Origin of the sequence: Streptomyces sp. NPDC086554, assembly GCF_040686095.1 — a bacterium.
Taxonomy (GTDB): domain Bacteria; phylum Actinomycetota; class Actinomycetes; order Streptomycetales; family Streptomycetaceae; genus Streptomyces.
Genome location: NZ_JBFBJK010000012.1, coordinates 266,260 through 283,315 on the forward strand (window position 1 = coordinate 266,260; position 17,056 = coordinate 283,315).

The 17,056-nt window shown below is 70.8% G+C and carries 15 protein-coding genes and 1 pseudogene; 11 read left to right on the forward strand and 5 right to left on the reverse strand.

The annotated features are described in order from the left end of the window. Positions 1-14: 14 nt before the first annotated feature. On the forward strand, positions 15-1,718 hold the full coding sequence (locus tag AB0O76_RS22135) for a hypothetical protein (protein ID WP_365493783.1): 1,704 nt from the start codon (positions 15-17) through the stop codon (positions 1,716-1,718). A 9-nt stretch (positions 1,719-1,727) separates the two neighbouring features. Here the strand turns inward: AB0O76_RS22135 and AB0O76_RS22140 are convergent, their stop codons facing one another. After that, the gene (locus AB0O76_RS22140) at positions 1,728-2,561 is read right to left on the reverse strand and encodes a hypothetical protein (RefSeq protein WP_365493786.1); all 834 of its coding nucleotides are present in this window, start codon (positions 2,559-2,561) and stop codon (positions 1,728-1,730) included. Positions 2,562-2,632: 71 nt separating this feature from the next. On the opposite strand from AB0O76_RS22140, the gene AB0O76_RS22145 reads away from it, so the two are divergent. The 5 genes from AB0O76_RS22145 to AB0O76_RS22165 all read left to right on the forward strand — a co-directional run bounded on the left by AB0O76_RS22145 (position 2,633) and on the right by AB0O76_RS22165 (position 7,533). Then, the gene (locus AB0O76_RS22145; protein WP_365493789.1) at positions 2,633-3,580 is read left to right on the forward strand and encodes a Ppx/GppA phosphatase family protein; all 948 of its coding nucleotides are present in this window, start codon (positions 2,633-2,635) and stop codon (positions 3,578-3,580) included. A gap of 76 nt (positions 3,581-3,656) precedes the next feature. After that, complete coding sequence (locus tag AB0O76_RS22150) at positions 3,657-4,481, forward strand: sugar phosphate isomerase/epimerase (protein ID WP_360774490.1); 825 nt, start codon at positions 3,657-3,659, stop codon at positions 4,479-4,481. Next, positions 4,478-5,122 (forward strand): TetR family transcriptional regulator, encoded by a 645-nt coding sequence (locus AB0O76_RS22155; protein WP_365493793.1) that lies wholly within the window; start codon positions 4,478-4,480, stop codon positions 5,120-5,122. Before AB0O76_RS22150 ends, AB0O76_RS22155 begins: the two co-directional genes overlap by 4 nt. Positions 5,123-5,282: 160 nt before the next feature. Further along, positions 5,283-7,136, forward strand: a complete 1,854-nt coding sequence (gene ilvD, locus AB0O76_RS22160) for a dihydroxy-acid dehydratase (protein ID WP_365493796.1) — start codon at positions 5,283-5,285, stop codon at positions 7,134-7,136. Positions 7,137-7,239: 103 nt separating this feature from the next. Continuing rightward, positions 7,240-7,533, forward strand: coding sequence for an SH3 domain-containing protein (locus tag AB0O76_RS22165; protein WP_365493798.1), 294 nt, complete (start codon positions 7,240-7,242; stop codon positions 7,531-7,533). A gap of 63 nt (positions 7,534-7,596) precedes the next feature. On the opposite strand, the gene AB0O76_RS22170 is transcribed toward AB0O76_RS22165, so the two are convergent. Further along, positions 7,597-9,840 carry a protein kinase gene (locus AB0O76_RS22170; RefSeq protein ID WP_365493801.1) on the reverse strand — a complete coding sequence of 748 codons (2,244 nt, stop codon included), beginning with the start codon at positions 9,838-9,840 and terminating at the stop codon, positions 7,597-7,599. Positions 9,841-10,016: 176 nt separating this feature from the next. Between AB0O76_RS22170 and AB0O76_RS22175 the strand changes: the two genes are divergently transcribed. Further along, entirely contained in the window at positions 10,017-10,532 is a 516-nt protein-coding gene (locus tag AB0O76_RS22175) for an EamA/RhaT family transporter (RefSeq protein WP_365493804.1), read from the forward strand. A 77-nt stretch (positions 10,533-10,609) separates the two neighbouring features. Here AB0O76_RS22175 and AB0O76_RS22180 read toward each other — a convergent pair. Then, a pseudogene (locus AB0O76_RS22180) lies at positions 10,610-10,946 on the reverse strand (SulP family inorganic anion transporter); the annotation flags it as partial. Between the two features lie 293 nt (positions 10,947-11,239). Between AB0O76_RS22180 and AB0O76_RS22185 the strand changes: the two are divergent. From AB0O76_RS22185 to proC, 3 genes are all read left to right on the forward strand, one after another. After that, positions 11,240-12,022, forward strand: coding sequence for an ABC transporter ATP-binding protein (locus AB0O76_RS22185; RefSeq protein WP_365493807.1), 783 nt, complete (start codon positions 11,240-11,242; stop codon positions 12,020-12,022). Next, a complete protein-coding gene (locus tag AB0O76_RS22190; RefSeq protein WP_365493810.1) occupies positions 12,019-12,756 on the forward strand; it encodes an ABC transporter permease in 738 nt (245 codons plus the stop codon). The genes AB0O76_RS22185 and AB0O76_RS22190 overlap by 4 nt, the downstream gene beginning before the upstream one ends. 105 nt (positions 12,757-12,861) lie before the next feature. After that, positions 12,862-13,674, forward strand: coding sequence for a pyrroline-5-carboxylate reductase (gene proC / locus AB0O76_RS22195; RefSeq protein WP_361819435.1), 813 nt, complete (start codon positions 12,862-12,864; stop codon positions 13,672-13,674). 54 nt (positions 13,675-13,728) lie between these two features. On the opposite strand, the gene AB0O76_RS22200 is transcribed toward proC, so the two are convergent. Continuing rightward, a complete protein-coding gene (locus tag AB0O76_RS22200) occupies positions 13,729-14,313 on the reverse strand; it encodes a cysteine hydrolase family protein (protein ID WP_365493813.1) in 585 nt (194 codons plus the stop codon). Between the two features lie 74 nt (positions 14,314-14,387). Between AB0O76_RS22200 and AB0O76_RS22205 the strand changes: the two genes are divergently transcribed. Further along, positions 14,388-15,395: a helix-turn-helix domain-containing protein gene (locus tag AB0O76_RS22205; RefSeq protein ID WP_365493816.1), complete on the forward strand. Its 1,008-nt coding sequence runs from the start codon at positions 14,388-14,390 to the stop codon at positions 15,393-15,395. On the opposite strand, the gene trpS is transcribed toward AB0O76_RS22205, so the two are convergent. After that, entirely contained in the window at positions 15,350-16,360 is a 1,011-nt protein-coding gene (gene trpS, locus AB0O76_RS22210; protein WP_365493819.1) for a tryptophan--tRNA ligase, read from the reverse strand. The two genes, AB0O76_RS22205 and trpS, sit on opposite strands and share 46 nt — an antisense overlap. Positions 16,361-17,056: the final 696 nt, after the last annotated feature.

Consider the following 17,056-nt stretch of genomic DNA (forward strand, 5'->3'; position numbering starts at 1 on the left):
CTAACTTCGCACGGGTGATGAGCAGCAGGCCGGAATCCCCCACGCAAGCAACCGGCGCACACCGGGCGCACAGAGACGCGCGCCAGCGCGTAGTGCCCCGCTCGGTGCCGCAGGCGCCGCCCGCACGCTACGAACCTTGTCTGGACGGCCTGTTCACGTACTGCCTGTCCGTCCTCTGCGATCACGACGCCGCGACCACCGCCCTGGGCGACGTACTCGCCATCGCCGAGCGCCGCGGCTCGCGCGGTCCCGTCGCCGCATCCGAACTCAAGCCCTGGCTGTACGCCCTCGCGCGCTGGGTCTGCCTGCGGGCGCTCGCCGCCGCCCGGCGCAAGCGGCAGGGTGGCGCGCACGCCTCCGGAGCGGGCGCCTCCCGTGTCGCGCCCGCGCCGAAGCCGTCCGATGGCGCCGCGCAGCCCGACGACGAGACCCAGCGGCAGCGGCGCCGCGAACTCGCCCGGCTGGCCTGGCCCGAGGCCGCGGGGACGACGCCCGAGCAGCGCGAGGCCCTGGAGCTCGCCGTACGCCATCAGCTCGCCCCGCAGGAGGTCGCCGCCGTCGTCGGCCTCGACCTCGGCAGGACCCGCGACCTGCTCGCGTCCGCCGCCTGCGAGGTGGAGCGCACCCGTGCCGCGCTTGCCGTCGTGGAGACGGGCACCTGCCCGATCGTCGCCCGTCTCACCGGCGACAACCAGCTGCTCCTGGGCACGGCCCTGCGCCGCGAGCTCGTCCGGCACGTCGACGACTGCCCGCGCTGCCGGCTCACCGCCGAGCGCGCGGGATCCGGGGCGTGGCCCGGCATGGCGGCCTCCGCGGCCGCGCTGCCCGTCATCGAGGCGCCGCGCGCCGCCGTCCATGTGGCGATGGCGCACGTCCCACGCGCGCGTGGCGGCGGTCCGCGCTTCGACCGGCGGGGATTCCCGATGGACCCCAAGGACCACGCGGCCCGCCGCGACCGGATGCGCGCGCGTGCCGTGACGACGACGGTCGTCGCCACCGTGATCGCCGCTCCGGTGCTCGCCCTCTGGGCGGCGTACCGAGGGGCGCCGCTGACCGGGGAAGGCGCGGACGGCACCTCCGTCAGCGCCACCGAGGCGGGCGGTCCCGGCGACATGGACGGCGACCGGCGCCGTGAGGACTACGAGAACGCGGGCAACGCGCATACGCCGCCTGATCCGCGGTTCACCGCGGGCAGCCGCTCGCCGGACGTCTCCGTAGAGGTCATCAGCGGCGGCTCACCGCCGTCGCACTCCTCGACGGGGCCCGGCCGCCTCACCGTGGCGGCACAGCCGAGCGGCGGCACGACGCTGATCACGATGAAGGCCTCCGGGGGCGAGCCGGTCCGCTGGTCGGCGAGCGCCGGCGCCTCCTGGCTCTACCTGAGCCGGTCCTCCGGGACGCTGTCGCCGGGCGAGACGCTCACGATCCGGGTGTACGTGGACCACGACCGTGAGCCCGCGGGGCACTGGAGCGCGCGGGTGTCCATCGCCCCCGCGGGGGCGATCGTGTCGATCGACGGGTACGGGCGTGCGACGGGTCCGACGGCACCGATCCCGCGCCCTACGCCTACGGACCCGACACCGACCCCGTCGGACCCGGAGCCGACCCCGACTCCTACGGATCCGACGCCGACCCCCACGCCGACCCCGTCGGACCCGGGCGACCCATCCCCGTCACCGACCGACGGCAGCGGGGAGCCGAGCCCGAGTGGCAGCTAGGGATCTCTGTCACCGAGGAGGATCCGCCGGATGCGGCGCGACCAGCGGCAGCTGCGACGCCAGTCGTTCCTCGCACAGCTCGGCCAGTCGGTCGTAGCCCGCCTTGCCCATCATCTCCGTCAGCTCGGGGCGGTAGGAGACGTACACCGGATCACCCGCACCGTGCGCCGACGTCGCCGACGTGCACCACCAGTGCAGATCGTGCCCGCCGGGACCCCAGCCACGCCGGTCGTACTCCCCGATCGACACCTGCAGGACCCGCGTGTCGTCCGGCCGGTCGATCCAGTCGTACGTCCGCCGCACCGGCAGCTGCCAGCACACGTCCGGCTTGGTCTCCAGCGGCTCGCGGCCCTCCTTGAGGGCCAGGATGTGCAGCGAGCAGCCCGCGCCGCCCGCGAACCCGGGGCGGTTCTGGAAGATGCAGGAGCCGTTGTACGGGCGGGTCTGGCGCTCGCCGTCCTCGTCCGTCGACACCCAGCCGGTCTCCGTGCCGATGTCGTGGTGCTGCCAGATGTCCGGCGTGAGCCGCTCCACGAACCCGGCGACCCGCTTCTCGTCGTCCTCGTCCGAGAAGTGCGCGCCCAGCGTGCAGCAGCCGTCGTCCGCCCGGCCCGCCTGGATGCCCTGGCAGCCGCTTCCGAAGATGCAGCTCCACCGAGAGGTCAGCCATGTCAGATCACAACGGAAGACCTGCTCGTCGTCCGCGGGATCCGGGAACTCCACCCAGGCACGGGCGAAGTCGAGCCCCTTCTCGTCCGCCTTGGCCTTCTGCACCTTCTCCGGCTTCCCCGACTTCTTCTTCGACTTCGTTTTGTCGGTCTTCGCCTTTTTCGTCTTTGGCACGACTCCAGGGTATGCGGGCGGTACCCGGTCCGAGGACCAGCGACCGCCGTACGGGCAGTAGCGTTCCGTATATGAGACTCGGTGTCCTCGACGTAGGTTCGAACACGGTGCATCTGCTGGTGGTGGACGCCCACCCCGGCGCGCGCCCGCTGCCCGCGCACTCGCACAAGGCCGACCTGCGCCTCGCCCAACTCCTCGATGAGGCGGGAGCCATCGGCCCCGAAGGCGTCGACCGCCTCGTCGCCACGGTCCGTGACGCGCTCGAGGCGGCCGAGGACAAGGGCGTGGAGGATCTGCTGCCCTTCGCCACCTCCGCGGTCCGCGAGGCCAGCAACGCGGACCAGGTGCTCGCCCGCGTGAAGGAGGAGACCGGCGTCGACCTGCAGGTCCTCACCGGCGCCGAGGAAGCCCGGCTCACCTTCCTGGCGGCCCGCCGCTGGTTCGGCTGGTCGGCGGGAAAGCTCCTGGTCATCGACATCGGCGGCGGATCCCTCGAGATCGCGTACGGCATCGACGAGGAACCGGACGCGGCGGTCAGCCTGCCGCTCGGCGCGGGCCGCCTCACCTCGGCCTGGCTGGCCGAGGACCCGCCGGCCCCGCACGACGTGAAGGCCCTGCGGCGGCACGCGCGCGCCCAGATCGCCCGCACGGTGGGGGAGTTCAGCCGTTTCGGCAGCCCGGACCACGTCGTGGCGACCTCCAAGACGTTCAAGCAGCTCGCCAGGCTGGCCGGCGCCGCACGCTCGGCCGATGGCCTCTACGTACAGCGTGAGCTGAAGCGGAAGTCCCTGGAGGACTGGGTTCCGCAGCTGGCCGCGATGACCGCGGCGGAGCGCGCCGAGCTGCCGGGGGTCTCCGAGGGGCGGGCCGGACAGCTGCTCGCGGGGGCGCTCGTCGCGGAGGGCGCAATGGATCTCTTCGGCGTCGAGACGCTGGAGATCTGCCCGTGGGCGCTGCGCGAGGGCGTGATCCTGCGCAGGCTCGACCACCTCCCGGCGACTCCGGACGTGCGGCCGTGACCGGCAGGCCGGTGACGTAGGCCACTGCGGGAGACCACCTCCCCGGCGTCGCGCGAGGGCCCGTACGCTGTCCCTCGTGGCAGAACCAGTGGTGCGCATCCCGGATGCGAAGGTCGCCCTGTCGACGGCCTCGGTCTATCCGGAGTCGACGGCGACGGCCTTCGAGATCGCCGCGCGCCTGGGCTACGACGGCGTCGAGGTCATGGTCTGGACCGACCCCGTCAGCCAGGACATCGAGGCCCTGCGCAGGCTGAGCGACTACCACCGGATCCCGATCCTCGCCGTGCACGCGCCATGTCTGCTGATCACGCAGCGCGTATGGTCCACGGACCCCTGGGTGAAGCTCCAGCGCGCGCAGGCCGCCGCCGAGAAGCTGGGCGCGTCGACGGTCGTCGTGCACCCGCCCTTCCGCTGGCAGCGGCAGTACGCGTCCGCGTTCGTCGAGGGCATCTGGCGGATGGCCGACGAGACGGACGTCCGCTTCGCTGTCGAGAACATGTACCCCTGGCGCTACCGCGACCGCGAGATGCTCGCGTACGCCCCCGACTGGGACGTCACCAAGGACGACTACCGCCACTTCACGATCGACCTCAGCCACACCGCGACCGCCCGCACGGACGCGCTGCAGATGATCGACCGCATGGGCGACCGCCTCGGCCATGTCCACCTCGCCGACGGCAAGGGCTCGGCCAAGGACGAGCACCTGGTGCCGGGCCGCGGCACGCAGCCCTGCGCCGAGCTGCTCGAACGCCTCGCGACGAGCGGCTTCGACGGGCACGTCGTCATCGAGGTCAATACCCGGCGCGCGATGTCCAGCGCCGAACGTGAGGCCGACCTCGCCGAGGCCCTCGCCTATACGCGGCTGCATCTGGCGTCCGCGGTGCAGGTGCCCCGGTCGTGACGGCGGCGGCACGGGGCAGCGAGGGCGAGGGGGCGGCGGCTCCGCGGCGCAGGGGGCGTCCTTCGCGTACGCAGTCGGCCGAGGGGCCCGCGATGCGGGACCGGATCCTGGAGGCGGCCCGCACCGAGTTCTCCGCTCGTGGGTACGAGAAGACCTCCGTGCGCGGGATCGCGAAGGCGGCCGGGGTGGACTCGGCGCTCGTGCACCACTACTTCGGGACCAAGGAGCAGGTCTTCGCCTCGGCGATCGAGGTGGCCTTCGCGCCCGCGCTCGAGGCGCCCGCGGCGGTCGAGGAGGGCCCGCTCGACGCGGTCGGCGAGCGTCTCACCCGCTTCATCTTCGGCGTCTGGGAGAACCCGGCGACCCGCGTCCCGCTCCTGGCGATCGTGCGCTCCGCGGTGAACAACGAAACGGCGGCCGCGGTCTTCCGCCGCCTCATCGCGACGCAGCTGCTCGGCAGGGTGGCGCGCCGCATCGACCAGCCGGACGCGGAGCTGCGGGCGGAGCTCGCGGCCGCGCAGCTCGTGGGCACGGCGATGCTGCGGTACGTGATCCAGGTGGAGCCGCTGGCGTCGGCGGACCCGGAAGTGATCATCGCGCGGATCGCGCCGGTGGTGCAGGGGCATCTGACGGGGCCGTGAGCCCGGCACGTACGCGTCCTCTTCGTAGGCCGCTCACCGAGACGGCCGTTCCGCCATCCGGACAGCCTGTCCAGATCGTGGAGGGTCGGCGTACGCTCGACAACAGTCGAGTCTTATCTCTCTGAAGTCTCTCCGAAGATCCCTGAAGGAGCGAGCGACGATGCCCGAGCTCAGGTCCCGCACTGTCACCCACGGCCGCAACATGGCGGGCGCCCGCGCCCTTATGCGCGCCTCCGGTGTACCCGGCGCGGACATCGGGCGTAAGCCGATCATCGCCGTCGCCAACTCCTTCACCGAGTTCGTCCCGGGCCACACCCACCTGCAGCCGGTCGGCCGGATCGTCTCCGAGGCGATCAAGGCCGCGGGCGGCATCCCGCGCGAGTTCAACACCATCGCGGTGGACGACGGCATCGCGATGGGCCACGGCGGAATGCTCTACTCGCTCCCCTCCCGCGACCTGATCGCCGACTCGGTGGAGTACATGGTGGAGGCGCACTGCGCCGACGCCCTGATCTGCATCTCCAACTGCGACAAGATCACCCCCGGCATGCTGAACGCGGCCCTGCGTCTCAACATCCCGACGGTCTTCGTCTCCGGTGGCCCGATGGAGGCCGGCAAGGCCACACTGGTCGACGGCACGGTCCGCAAACTCGACCTGGTCAACGCGATCAGCGACGCGGTGGACGAGAGCATCTCGGACGAGGACATCCTCCGTATCGAGGAGAACGCCTGTCCGACCTGCGGCAGCTGCTCCGGCATGTTCACGGCGAACTCGATGAACTGCCTGACCGAGGCGATCGGCCTCTCCCTCCCCGGCAACGGCTCGATGCTCGCCACGCACACGGGCCGCAAGGCGCTGTACGAGAAGGCCGGCGAAACGGTCGTAGAGATCACCAAGCGCTATTACTACGAGGACGACGCGTCGGTCCTGCCGCGCTCCATCGCCACCCACGCCGCCTTCGACAACGCCATGGCGCTCGACATCTCCATGGGCGGCTCCACGAACACGATCCTGCACCTGCTGGCCGCCGCGCAGGAGGCCGAGCTCGAATACACCCTCGCCGACATGGACGCCGTCTCGCGCCGCGTCCCCTGCCTGGCCAAGGTCGCCCCGAACGTGGCGCCCGGCGGCACGTACTACATGGAGGACGTGCACCGCGCCGGCGGCATCCCCGCGCTCCTCGGCGAGCTGTACCGCGGGGGCCTGCTGCACGAGGACGTGGGCTCGGTCCACTCCAAGTCCATCAAGGACTGGCTGGACACCTGGGACGTGCGCGGCGGTTCGCCCTCCGCCGAGGCCGTCGACATGTGGCACGCGGCGCCGGGCTGCAAGCCCTCCGCGGAGGCCTTCTCCCAGTCGGAGCGCTGGGACAGCCTGGACACGGACGCCGCGGGCGGCTGCATCCGGGACGCGGCCCACGCGTACTCGAAGGACGGCGGCCTCGCGGTCCTGAAGGGCAACCTGGCGGAGGACGGCTGCGTCGTGAAGACGGCGGGCGTCGACGAGTCGATCTGGACGTTCGAGGGCCCCGCGGTGGTCTGCGAGTCGCAGGAAGAGGCCGTCGAGAAGATCCTCAACAAGCAGGTCGAGCCGGGCGACGTGGTGGTCATCCGCTACGAGGGCCCCAAGGGCGGCCCGGGCATGCAGGAGATGCTCCACCCGACCTCCTTCCTGAAGGGCCGCGGCCTGGGCAAGGTCTGCGCGCTGGTCACGGACGGCCGCTTCTCCGGCGGCACATCGGGCCTCTCGATCGGCCACGCGTCGCCCGAGGCGGCGTCCGGCGGCACGATCGCCCTGGTCGAGGACGGCGACCGCATCCGCATCGACATCCCCAACCGCGGCATCGAACTCCTCGTCCCCGAGGCAGAGTTGACGACCCGCCGCGAGGCCCTGGGCGGCTTCTACGCCCCCAAGTCCCGCGAGCGCAAGGTCTCGGCGGCACTGCGCGCGTACGCGGCGATGGCGACGAGCGCGGACAGGGGAGCGGTGCGGGACGTTACGAAGCTGGGTTAGGGGCTGTGGCGCGCAACCGCCCCACCACCCCCACGCGTCCACACCAGTGACGAACAAGCCAGGGGCGGCCCCAAGCCGCCCCTGCTTCACGGGGGAGAGAAGCATGAGCGAGAACGCCATAGCACCCGAGACCGCAGAGGCCATCGAAACCGCGGCAGCAAAGTCGTACCCCATAGCCGCAGACGTCAACGTCCGCTCCGGCCCCGGCACTTCCTACGCCAAGGTCGGCCGCCTCTCGGCAGGCACCCGAGTGACGCTCTACTGCCAGCGCCCGGGCGAGACGGTGACGGGCCCGACCGGCACCTCCAGCATCTGGGACCGCATCGGCAGCGGCCGCTACGTCTCGGACACGTACGTCCGCACGGGCAGCGACGGCTACGTGGCACCCCGCTGCTGAGTACACCGTCCAAAGAGCTGAGCACACCGCGCAAGGAGAAGAAGCCGCCGAGGCCGCCGAAGTTCACCCGGACTTCGGCGGCTTCTTCGCGTCAAAAGAGAACACCGTGTTCCCGGCGGCGGCCACCACCACGACCCGCCCCGAAACCACCACGCGCGGACTCGCGTTCACCCCGCCGCCAAGACCATCGGCCCGCGGATCGCCGTTCCACAGCGTCCTGCCGCCGGGCGACAGCGCGACGACCCGCCCGCTGGTCGAGCTGAAGTACAGGACACCGTCCCCGGCAACCGGCCCCGAAGCGCTGTCCACGTTCGTCTGCCGGGCCCACTTCTGCCGCCCCGTCGTGGGGTCCACCGCGCTGATAAGCCCGGTCGACCCGGCGAAGTAGACGGTTCCGCCGGCCATCCCGGGCGTCGCCGCGTACGTGGTCCGCAGCGGCCGGTACGACACGTCACGCCTTTCCGTGTCGACCCGCACCACCTGGTCGTACCCGAGGAACTCCGGCCCCTTCATGCGCTGATGAAGGAGTACGAGCCCGTCCTCGTCGCCGCCCACCGGCTGCACAGGACCCTTGACCGCGACGCCCTTGTCGAGCGCGCCCGAATCGGGGTCGACGGTGTGCACGACCGGGTGGTTCAGCTCCAGGTTGTCGACCTCGGCCTGCGGCGCGCACAGGGCGTACAGCCGCTCGCCCGCCGTGAAGGGGGCGCACTGCGAGCCCGCAGGCATCGGCGTCGACCAGAGCACGTCACCGCCGCGGGCTTCGCGCGCCTCGACGCGGGTGCCTTCCGGGTCGACGGTCAGGACGCGCGAGCCGAAAAGGACGGCGTCCTGGGTCCGGCCCGTCAGGCCCGTCGACTGCGATCCCGAGCCGGTGGACCACAGCTCCTTGCTGGTCTCCGCGTCCAGTGCCACGACCTCGGTCGTCGCACTGGTCGCCCCGCCCGCGTCGGTCGGCGGGCGGTAGGCGAGGACCGTGTCGTCCGTGACGCCCACGATGTGCATGCCCTCGACCGGTACGCCGCCGCTCTTCACCTTCCAGATCTCCTTGCCGTCGGAGATCCGCATCCGGGACGCGACGACACCCCCGCCCCCGCAGAACAACGCGTCGCCGCGTGGCACGCAGCGCAGCTCGTCCGGGGGGTTCGAGCCGTTGGGCACGGTCCTGCGCCACGGGTGGAAGCCTTCGGGCAGGGGCACACCCGCCGCGGCCACGGTCCGTCCCTGTCTCTTGCCGTCGTCGGCAGGCGCTTCGGACCCGTCCAGCTGAAGCCAAGCGACCCCGCCCCCGATGGCGGCCACGGCGAGCGCCGCGGCAAGCACCGGGCGCCAACGGCGGCGCAGATGACGGCCGATGAGGGTGCCGCCGGGCTTCTCGGCGGCCCTGTCCCTGTCTTTATGCGCGGCCCCGTTCTCGTCCTCGTCCCCGGCGCGGTGATGCTCCGTATCCGTGTCCCGCGTACGGCCGCCACTCGCCGGGCCCCCGGCCGCGTCGCCCAGCTCGACCGGCAGGTCCCGCAGCAGCTCAAGCAGCTCGTCGGCGGAGGGCCGCTGCTCCGGGTCCTTGGCGAGGCACGGCTCGACGACCTCGCGCAGTGCGGCCGGAACCGATCCCAACGACGGCGCCTCGTGCACCACTTGATACGCCGTCATGTACGGGCTGTCCGCGTCGAAGGGGCCCTGCCCGGTGGCCGCGTACACAAGAAGGGTGCCGAGCGAGAAGACGTCCGACCGCGGCCCGACCCCGCGCGGCGCCTGCAACTGCTCCGGCGACATGAACGGCGGCGTACCGATCACCCGCCCCGTCATCGTCAGCGTCTGCTGATCCGCCGCGCGCGAGATGCCGAAGTCGATGACGCGCGGACCCTCGGGGGAGAGCACGACGTTCGACGGCTTCAGGTCGCGGTGCACGACGCCCGCACGGTGGATGTCGCGCAGCGCCTCCGTCAGACCGATGGCGAGCGTGCGCAGATCCGCGCCGGTCAGCGGGCCCCGCTTGGCGATGCGCTGGGCGAGCGTGTGCCCCTCTATATAGGCCGTCGCCATCCAGGGATGCTCGGCCTCCGGGTCCGCGTCGACCACCGCTGCGGTGAACGCGCCGCTCACCCGCCGCGCCGCCGCCACCTCCTGCCGGAAGCGGATGCGGAACTCCTCGTCCCCGGCGAACTGCTGGTGGATCAGCTTGATCGCCACGGGCCGCCCCGAAGCCGTACGCGCCAGAAAGACCGTGCCCATGCCGCCCGAACCGAGCCGCGCCTCGAGCGGATAGCCGCCGATCTCGGCTGGGTCACCTCCGCGCAGCGACACTCTCCCCGACCTCCCTGTCCCCCGTGCACCGGTTGCCGCATGAGCCCGTTTACCTGTCCTGCCGCACAAACTAGCTGCCGAGCGGTACGGCAGGGCAAGGCGGGGGACGAATAGGGCGCGCCCGGCCCGTGCCGCCCTGCGCCCGCACCGCGGCCACGCCGGGCGATACTCGGAGGGTGAGCGCAGATTCCAGCACCCCCGACCGCACGGCCGCGACGGCCGCGACCGCCCCAGGCCCGCAGCCCGAGCCCCTCCGCTTCTTCGGCACGACCTGGGTCGCCCACGACGACGGTTACGCCGCGCGCCGCGCCGGAGCCGCGGCCGGCTCGCTCCTCGCGGCCGTGGCCGGCTGTTTCGTGCTGCGTTTCGCGTACGAGGGCATGGCGATCGCCGAGGTGGGCACGTTCGTGAACGTCCTGATGGTCGTCATGTTCGCGATCTGCAGCGCGATCGCCTTCCGGCGCACCTGGGACGGCTTCACCCGACGCCACGACCCGGCGTCCCAGTCATCGATGCGCGGCCTGATGACCATCGGCTTCATCGGCTCCCTCCTCGCCTACTTCCTCCGCTCCCTCACCGAGGCCCCCGGCGAAAAGCTCCACCGCGAGGAGTACGAGACGGCCCGCGAGCAGTACGCAAAGCGCACGTCCCGCCGCACGGGCAATCCGTCCCGGAAGAAGCGCAAGGGGTAACAGGGTGCCGGAGTTACGCCGTCGACCTGCCGGTGGCGACCCGCTCCTCCTTCTGAGCCGCATCCGAAGCCGCCTGCCGCCGCCCACCCCTCCAGCGCGGCCGCACACGCGTGATCCACATGCGGCAGCCCGCCAAGATCAAGGCGGACCGCTCGGCCGACCGGCAGCGCCTCCAACGCGTCCAACGCGTCGAGAAGCTTCGGCAGCCGCAAGAAGGTGGCGTTGCCCGTGACTCGTACGATTTCCCGACGGCGAGCGCGAGCCCAACGCGCACCCCATCGAAGAGTTTCGTCGCCACGATCGCCACAGCAGTCACCTCACTCCGAGCACCACCCCCTCACCGCGATGCGCACGCCACAAGGGCCCCAACTCCCGTACGGGAACCAGCTTGCAGCCTGCATGCACGAGCCCTGCGCAATGAATTCCTTGTCGTAGTCGGTACGCGGCCCCCCGGTGCAGCCGGTGCGGCCGGTGCAGCCGGTCCACCGCCGCCGCACTGAACAGCTACTCCGCGGACGCGAGCACGGTCGAGCGCCGGCGTCCCTCAAGTGAGGCCCCGCGGCCGCCCCGTTGTGCCCACCCGCCGAGTACCGAACCCCAAAGCCCCAGGCGGCGGCCGACCGCAGCGCACCCAAAGCCGCGGAGTGCCGAACCTCAGAAGGGCCACCCCTTGACGCCCCTGCCCTCCGGCAAGCAATAATCATCGCATGATGAATAACAACCCACCCGCGATCGAGGCAAAGGACCTCTCCGTAACCCGAGGCCCCCGCCAAGTCCTCCGCAACCTCACCTTCACCGTTCCCCCGGGCCAGATCACCGGCCTCCTAGGCCCCTCCGGCTGCGGCAAATCCACCCTGATGCGCGCAGTCGTCGGCACCCAGGCCAAGGTCACCGGCACCCTGAACGTCCTCGACCGCCCCGCCGGCGCCCGCGAACTCCGCTCCCGCATCGGCTACGTGACCCAGGACCCCTCGGTCTACGACGACCTGACGATCCGCCAGAACCTGGACTACTTCGCCGCCATCCTCGACCCCGGCCCCGGCCCCGCCGCACAACGCCGCCACGACACCGTCACCCGAGCCATCTCCGACGTGGCCCTCACCTCCCACGCCGACTCCCTGGCCGGACACCTCTCCGGAGGCCAACGCAGCCGCGTCTCCCTGGCGGTGGCCCTGCTCGGCACGCCGGAGCTCCTCGTGCTCGACGAGCCGACCGTCGGCCTGGACCCCGTACTCCGCCGCGACCTGTGGAACCTCTTCCACGACATCGCCGCCGACCGCGGCGCCACGATCCTCGTGTCCTCACACGTCATGGACGAGGCCGAACGCTGCCACCGCCTCCTCCTGATGCGCGAAGGCGAACTCCTCGCCGACGACACCCCCGACGCCCTTCGCACCCGCACCGGCTGCGAAACGGTCGAAGCGGCCTTCCTCCACCTGGTGGACCAGGCAAACGCTGCCCAGAGCGACCCCAGCAGGAGCCCCCGATGAACACCTACCGCACCCTCGCCACCGCGGCCCGCGTCCTGCGACAGCTCCTCCACGACCCCCGCACCATCGGACTGATGCTCCTGGTCCCCTGCGTGATGCTGCTGCTCCTGCGCTACGTGTTCGACGGCAGCCCGCAGACCTTCGACTCCATCGGCGCCTCGCTCCTCGGCATCTTCCCCCTCATCACGATGTTCCTGGTGACCTCCATCGCCACCCTGCGCGAACGCACCTCCGGCACCCTCGAACGCCTCCTCGCGATGCCCCTCGCCAAGGGCGACCTGATCGTCGGCTACGCCATCGCCTTCGGCACCCTCGCCGTCATCCAGTCGGTCCTCGCCACCGGCCTCGCCCTCTGGGCCCTCGGCCTCGACGTCACCGGCTCCGCCTGGCTGCTGCTCCTCGTCGCCCTCCTCGACGCTCTGCTCGGCACCGCGCTCGGCCTCTTCGTCTCGGCCTTCGCGGCCTCCGAGTACCAGGCAGTCCAGTTCATGCCGGCCGTGATCTTCCCCCAGCTCCTCCTCTGCGGCCTGTTCACCCCGCGCGACCAGATGCAGCCGGTCCTTGAGGCGACCTCCAACGTCCTGCCCATGTCGTACGCCGTCGACGGCATGAACGAAGTCCTCCGCCACGCCTCCGTCACCGGCGACTTCGTACGCGACGTCGTCATCGTCGCCGGCTGTGCCGTACTCGTCCTCGCCCTGGGCGCCGCCACCCTCCGCCGCCGCACGGCCTGACCCACACCAATGCGAGGATGACCCCACCCAGCCGAACCGGCGCCCCGCACAGCCGCCGGTCCCGCTGGCCGAACAGCTGACCCGCACCTGGAGGGTGACCCACACATGCCCCAGCCCGTCGCAGTCCTCGGCACCGGCAAGATCGGCGAAGCCCTCCTCAGCGGAATGATCAGGGCCGGCTGGGCCCCCGCCGACCTCCTGGTCACCACCCGCCGCGCCGAACGAGCCGCGGAACTCCGCACCCGCTACGGCGTCGACCCCGTCAGCAACGCCGAGGCAGCCAAGCAGGCCGACACCCTCATCCTGGCCGTCAAGCCGCAGGACATGGGCCGCCTCCTCGACGAACTCGCCCCGCACGTCGCCCCCGACCGCCTGGTCATCAGCGCCGCCGCCGGCATCACCACCTCCTTCATCGAAGAACGCCTCGCCGACAACACCCCCGTCGTCCGCGTCATGCCCAACACCCCGGTCCTCGTGGACGAAGGCATGTCCGTCATCTCCGCAGGCAGCCACGCCACCGCCGCCCACCTCGCCCACACCGAGGAGATCTTCGGCGCCGTCGGCAAGACCTTGCGCGTCCCCGAGACCCAGCAGGACGCCTGCACCGCCCTCTCCGGCTCAGGACCGGCGTACTTCTACTACCTCGTCGAAGCCATGACCGACGCCGGCATCCTCCTCGGCCTGCCCCGCGACAAGGCCCACGACCTGATCGTCCAGGCCGCGATCGGCGCCGCCGTGATGCTCCGCGACAGCGGCGAACACCCGGTCAAGCTCCGCGAGAACGTCACCTCCCCCGCCGGCACCACGATCAACGCCATCCGCGAACTCGAGAACCACGGCGTACGCGCTGCCCTCATCGCCGCCCTCGAAGCCGCCCGCGACCGCAGCCGCGAACTGGCCTCCGGCAACAACACCTGACCCCCTCGGCGCCGGGGACCCCGCGCCCCCGGCGACCTCACTCCCCCGGCGACCTCACTCCGCCCCGGCGACGACCTCCGCCGTCGTCACCACCCGCGCAAAGCCCCCACCGTGCAGGGAAACCGCCGAGGCCTGCGCCAACTCCTCCGCGCCGCGTCGCCAACCGAACGGCCCCTCCAGGTCGAACGTGTACGTGGCATCCAGCGCGAACAGCACTTCGTACCCCAGATTCCCTCCCATCCGCGCCGTCGTCTCCGCGCACATATTGGTCTGGATCCCGGCCACCACGAACTGCGAGATCCCCTCCGCCCTGAACCAGGCGTCCAGATCCGGCGTCCCGTAGAAGGCCGAGTTCACGGCCTTCGTCACGAACAGCTCCGCCCCCGCCCCCTTCCCACGCCGCTCCTCGACGTACTCCTTGAAGTCGTTGCCCTCGTACCCGGCCCGCAGCGGCGACTGCGGCTTCGGTGAGTCATGCCGTACGAAGACGACCGGACGCCCCGTGGCCTGCCAGGCGTCGATCAGCGAGGCGATGTTCCCATCGGCCCCCGGGTTGTTCCGCTGCCCCCAGTACTCCTCCTCCTCGAAACCCTTCTGCACGTCCACCACGACCAGCGCTGCGTTCTCTGCGATCTCCATGACGACGATCCTGCCGCCGCGAGACTCCTCGCCCCAGAGGAGAGAAAGCCATCGATCGATGGTTTACTGCCTCCGTGCCCCAGCCTTCCGACACCCCCACTCCGCAACGCATCGCCCTGCTCGCCTTCCCCGGCATCCGAGCCTTCGACGTCTCCGTCATCACCGAGGTCTGGGGCACCGACCGCACCGACCGAGGCGTACCCCCCTTCGACCTCCGCCGCGTCGGCGCCGACCCCGCACCCGTACCGATGCGCGGCGCCCTCACCCTCACCCCCGATCGCACCCTCACCTGGCTCACCCGCCTGACCGCCACCGACCTGATCGTCGTCCCCGGCCTCGACGACCACGTCACCCCCGCACCGGCCCCCCTCCTAAAGGCCCTCCGTGATGCCCACACCCGAGGCATCACCATCGCGGCACTCTGCGGCGGCGCCTTCACCCTCGCCCAGGCAGGCCTCCTCGACGGCCGCCGAGCAATCACCCACTGGAACCTCGTCGACCTGCTCCGCACCCATCACCCCCTCGTCACCGTCGAACCCGACGCCCTCTTCATCGAGGACGACAACATCTGGACCGCCGCAGGCACCGCCGCCGGCATCGACCTCTGCCTGCACCTGGTCCGCACGGCCCACGGCTCGGAAACAGCCGCCACCATCGCCCGCTCGATGGTCACCGCCCCCTTCCGCACCGGCACCCAGGCCCAGTTCATCGAGCACCCCACCCCGCGAGCCGACCGCGACGCCGATGCCCTCGCCTCCGTACGCGAATACGCCCTCCGTCACCTCCACGAACCGCTCACCGTCACCGACCTCGCCACCCGGGCAGGCATGTCGGCGCGCTCCTTCGCCCGTCACTTCACCGCGGCCACCGGCACCACCCCACTGCGCTGGCTACTGGACCAGCGCCTCGCGGCCGCGCAGAAGCTCCTTGAACGCACCGACCTGCCCATGCCCGAAGTGGCACGCCGCGCGGGCTTCGGCAGTGAGGTCACGATGCGCCAGCACTTCGCCTCGCGCCTCACCACCAGCCCACGTGCCTACCGCGCCTCGTTCACCGGCGGCAGCAGACCGATCGCGCGATAGGCGGCGTCCACCGTCGGCCTGGACATCCCCCTCGCCCGCTCGGCCCCCCGCCGCAACACCTCCTCTACATACGCGGGATCCGCAACCAGCTCCTTGTGCCTCTCCTGCACGGGCCTGAGCAGCTCCACCACGGCCTCGGCGGTGTCCTTCTTCAAAGCTCCGTACGACTCATATACACCGCTCAAGCCGTCTGGGTTCCCACCCTCACAAGCGGCAAGGATCTCCAGCAGATTCGAGACCCCCGGCCTGGCCTCCCGGTCGTAGACGACCTCGCTCCCGCTGTCCGTGACAGCACGCAGGATCTTCTTCCGGATCACATCGGGCTCATCGAGCAGATAGACGATCCCGGCCCCGGCCTCGTGGGACTTGCCCATCTTCGACGTCGGATCCTGCAGATCCATGACCCGCGCAGCCACCTTGGGATTCGTGGCCCGCGGCACCACGAACGTCTGCCCGTACCGCTGGTTGAACCGCACCGCCAGATCCCGGGTGAGCTCGACGTGCTGCGTCTGGTCGTCACCGACCGGCACCTCGTCCGCCCCGTACGCCAGGATGTCCGCCGCCATCAGCACCGGATAGGTGAGCAGCGAAAGCCGCACACTCCCGCCCCGGGCCTGCTCCCGCACGGACTTCTCCTTGTACTGGATCATCCGCCGCATCTCGCCGTCCGTCGCGACACACTCCAGCAGATACGAGAGCCGGGCGTGCTCATCCACATGACTCTGTACGAACACGGTGGCCCGCTCGGGATCGATCCCCGCCGCGAGCAGCAGCGTCGCCGCCTGCCTACTGAGCCTGCGCACCCGGCCGGGATCGTGCTCCACGGTCAGGGCGTGCAGATCGACGACGCTGAACAGCGCCTCGGCCCGGTGCTGGTCGACCTCTGCCCACTGGCGTACGGCACCCAGGTAGTTCCCGAGGGTCAGATGTCCCGTCGGCTTGACCCCACTGAAGATCCGCGTCATCTCTCTACCTCCTGATCAGGCCCGCCGGCCCGACGGCCGGGCTCCGGGTCCTCCAGGGGGAGAAACACGAACGGCCGCCGAGGCGGCGGCCGTTGAGTACATGCGTATGTACGGCCGCCCTCAGGCGGCCCACCACAGTTGGGTGTGCGCATGCGTAGTCACGCCTCCTACCGTAGCCCGTGAGAGGCGCCGTGGCGTGGGGTTGACATGCCCTGACCGGATACGTAGTGTTCTCCGAGTTGCCCCGACGTGAGCGTCGACCACTTGGTCGGTCCCCGGGGCAGCCATTCCGCAACAACCATTCAAGCGATCGACGTCGTGTCTCTTTGCTGACCCGTCGTCCGTTCGTTTTCATGCGTGTTTGCGAAATGAGGAATCCGCGTTCGAAAGGACGCCCCCGATTAGGTCGGGAGCCAGGAATCCGCTAAAGTCTCACTCGTCGGAACGGCCCAACAGCCGGGAAGGCACGGCATAAACATCCGGCTCCGCCGGGTGGCCACTGACTGGAAATCAGGCCCGAAAGGATCTGATAGAGTCGGAACCGCCGGAAAGGGAAACGCGAAAGGCCGAGAGGCCGGAGCGGAAACCTGAAAGGCACCGAGGAAATCGGACACGAAAGAGTCTGATAGAGTCGGAAACGCAAGAACGAAACACCGAAGGGAAGCGCCCGGAGGAAAGCCCGAGAGGGTGAGTACA

Coding starts and splice junctions, on each gene's coding strand:
- trpS (WP_365493819.1), bottom strand. CDS start 16,360: ATGACGCGGATCTTCAGTGGGGTCAAGCCGACGGGACATCTGACCCTC.
- AB0O76_RS22200 (WP_365493813.1), bottom strand. CDS start 14,313: ATGGAGATCGCAGAGAACGCAGCGCTGGTCGTGGTGGACGTGCAGAAG.
- AB0O76_RS22190 (WP_365493810.1), top strand. CDS start 12,019: ATGAACACCTACCGCACCCTCGCCACCGCGGCCCGCGTCCTGCGACAG.
- AB0O76_RS22165 (WP_365493798.1), top strand. CDS start 7,240: ATGAGCGAGAACGCCATAGCACCCGAGACCGCAGAGGCCATCGAAACC.
- proC (WP_361819435.1), top strand. CDS start 12,862: ATGCCCCAGCCCGTCGCAGTCCTCGGCACCGGCAAGATCGGCGAAGCC.
- AB0O76_RS22185 (WP_365493807.1), top strand. CDS start 11,240: ATGATGAATAACAACCCACCCGCGATCGAGGCAAAGGACCTCTCCGTA.
- AB0O76_RS22145 (WP_365493789.1), top strand. CDS start 2,633: ATGAGACTCGGTGTCCTCGACGTAGGTTCGAACACGGTGCATCTGCTG.
- ilvD (WP_365493796.1), top strand. CDS start 5,283: ATGCCCGAGCTCAGGTCCCGCACTGTCACCCACGGCCGCAACATGGCG.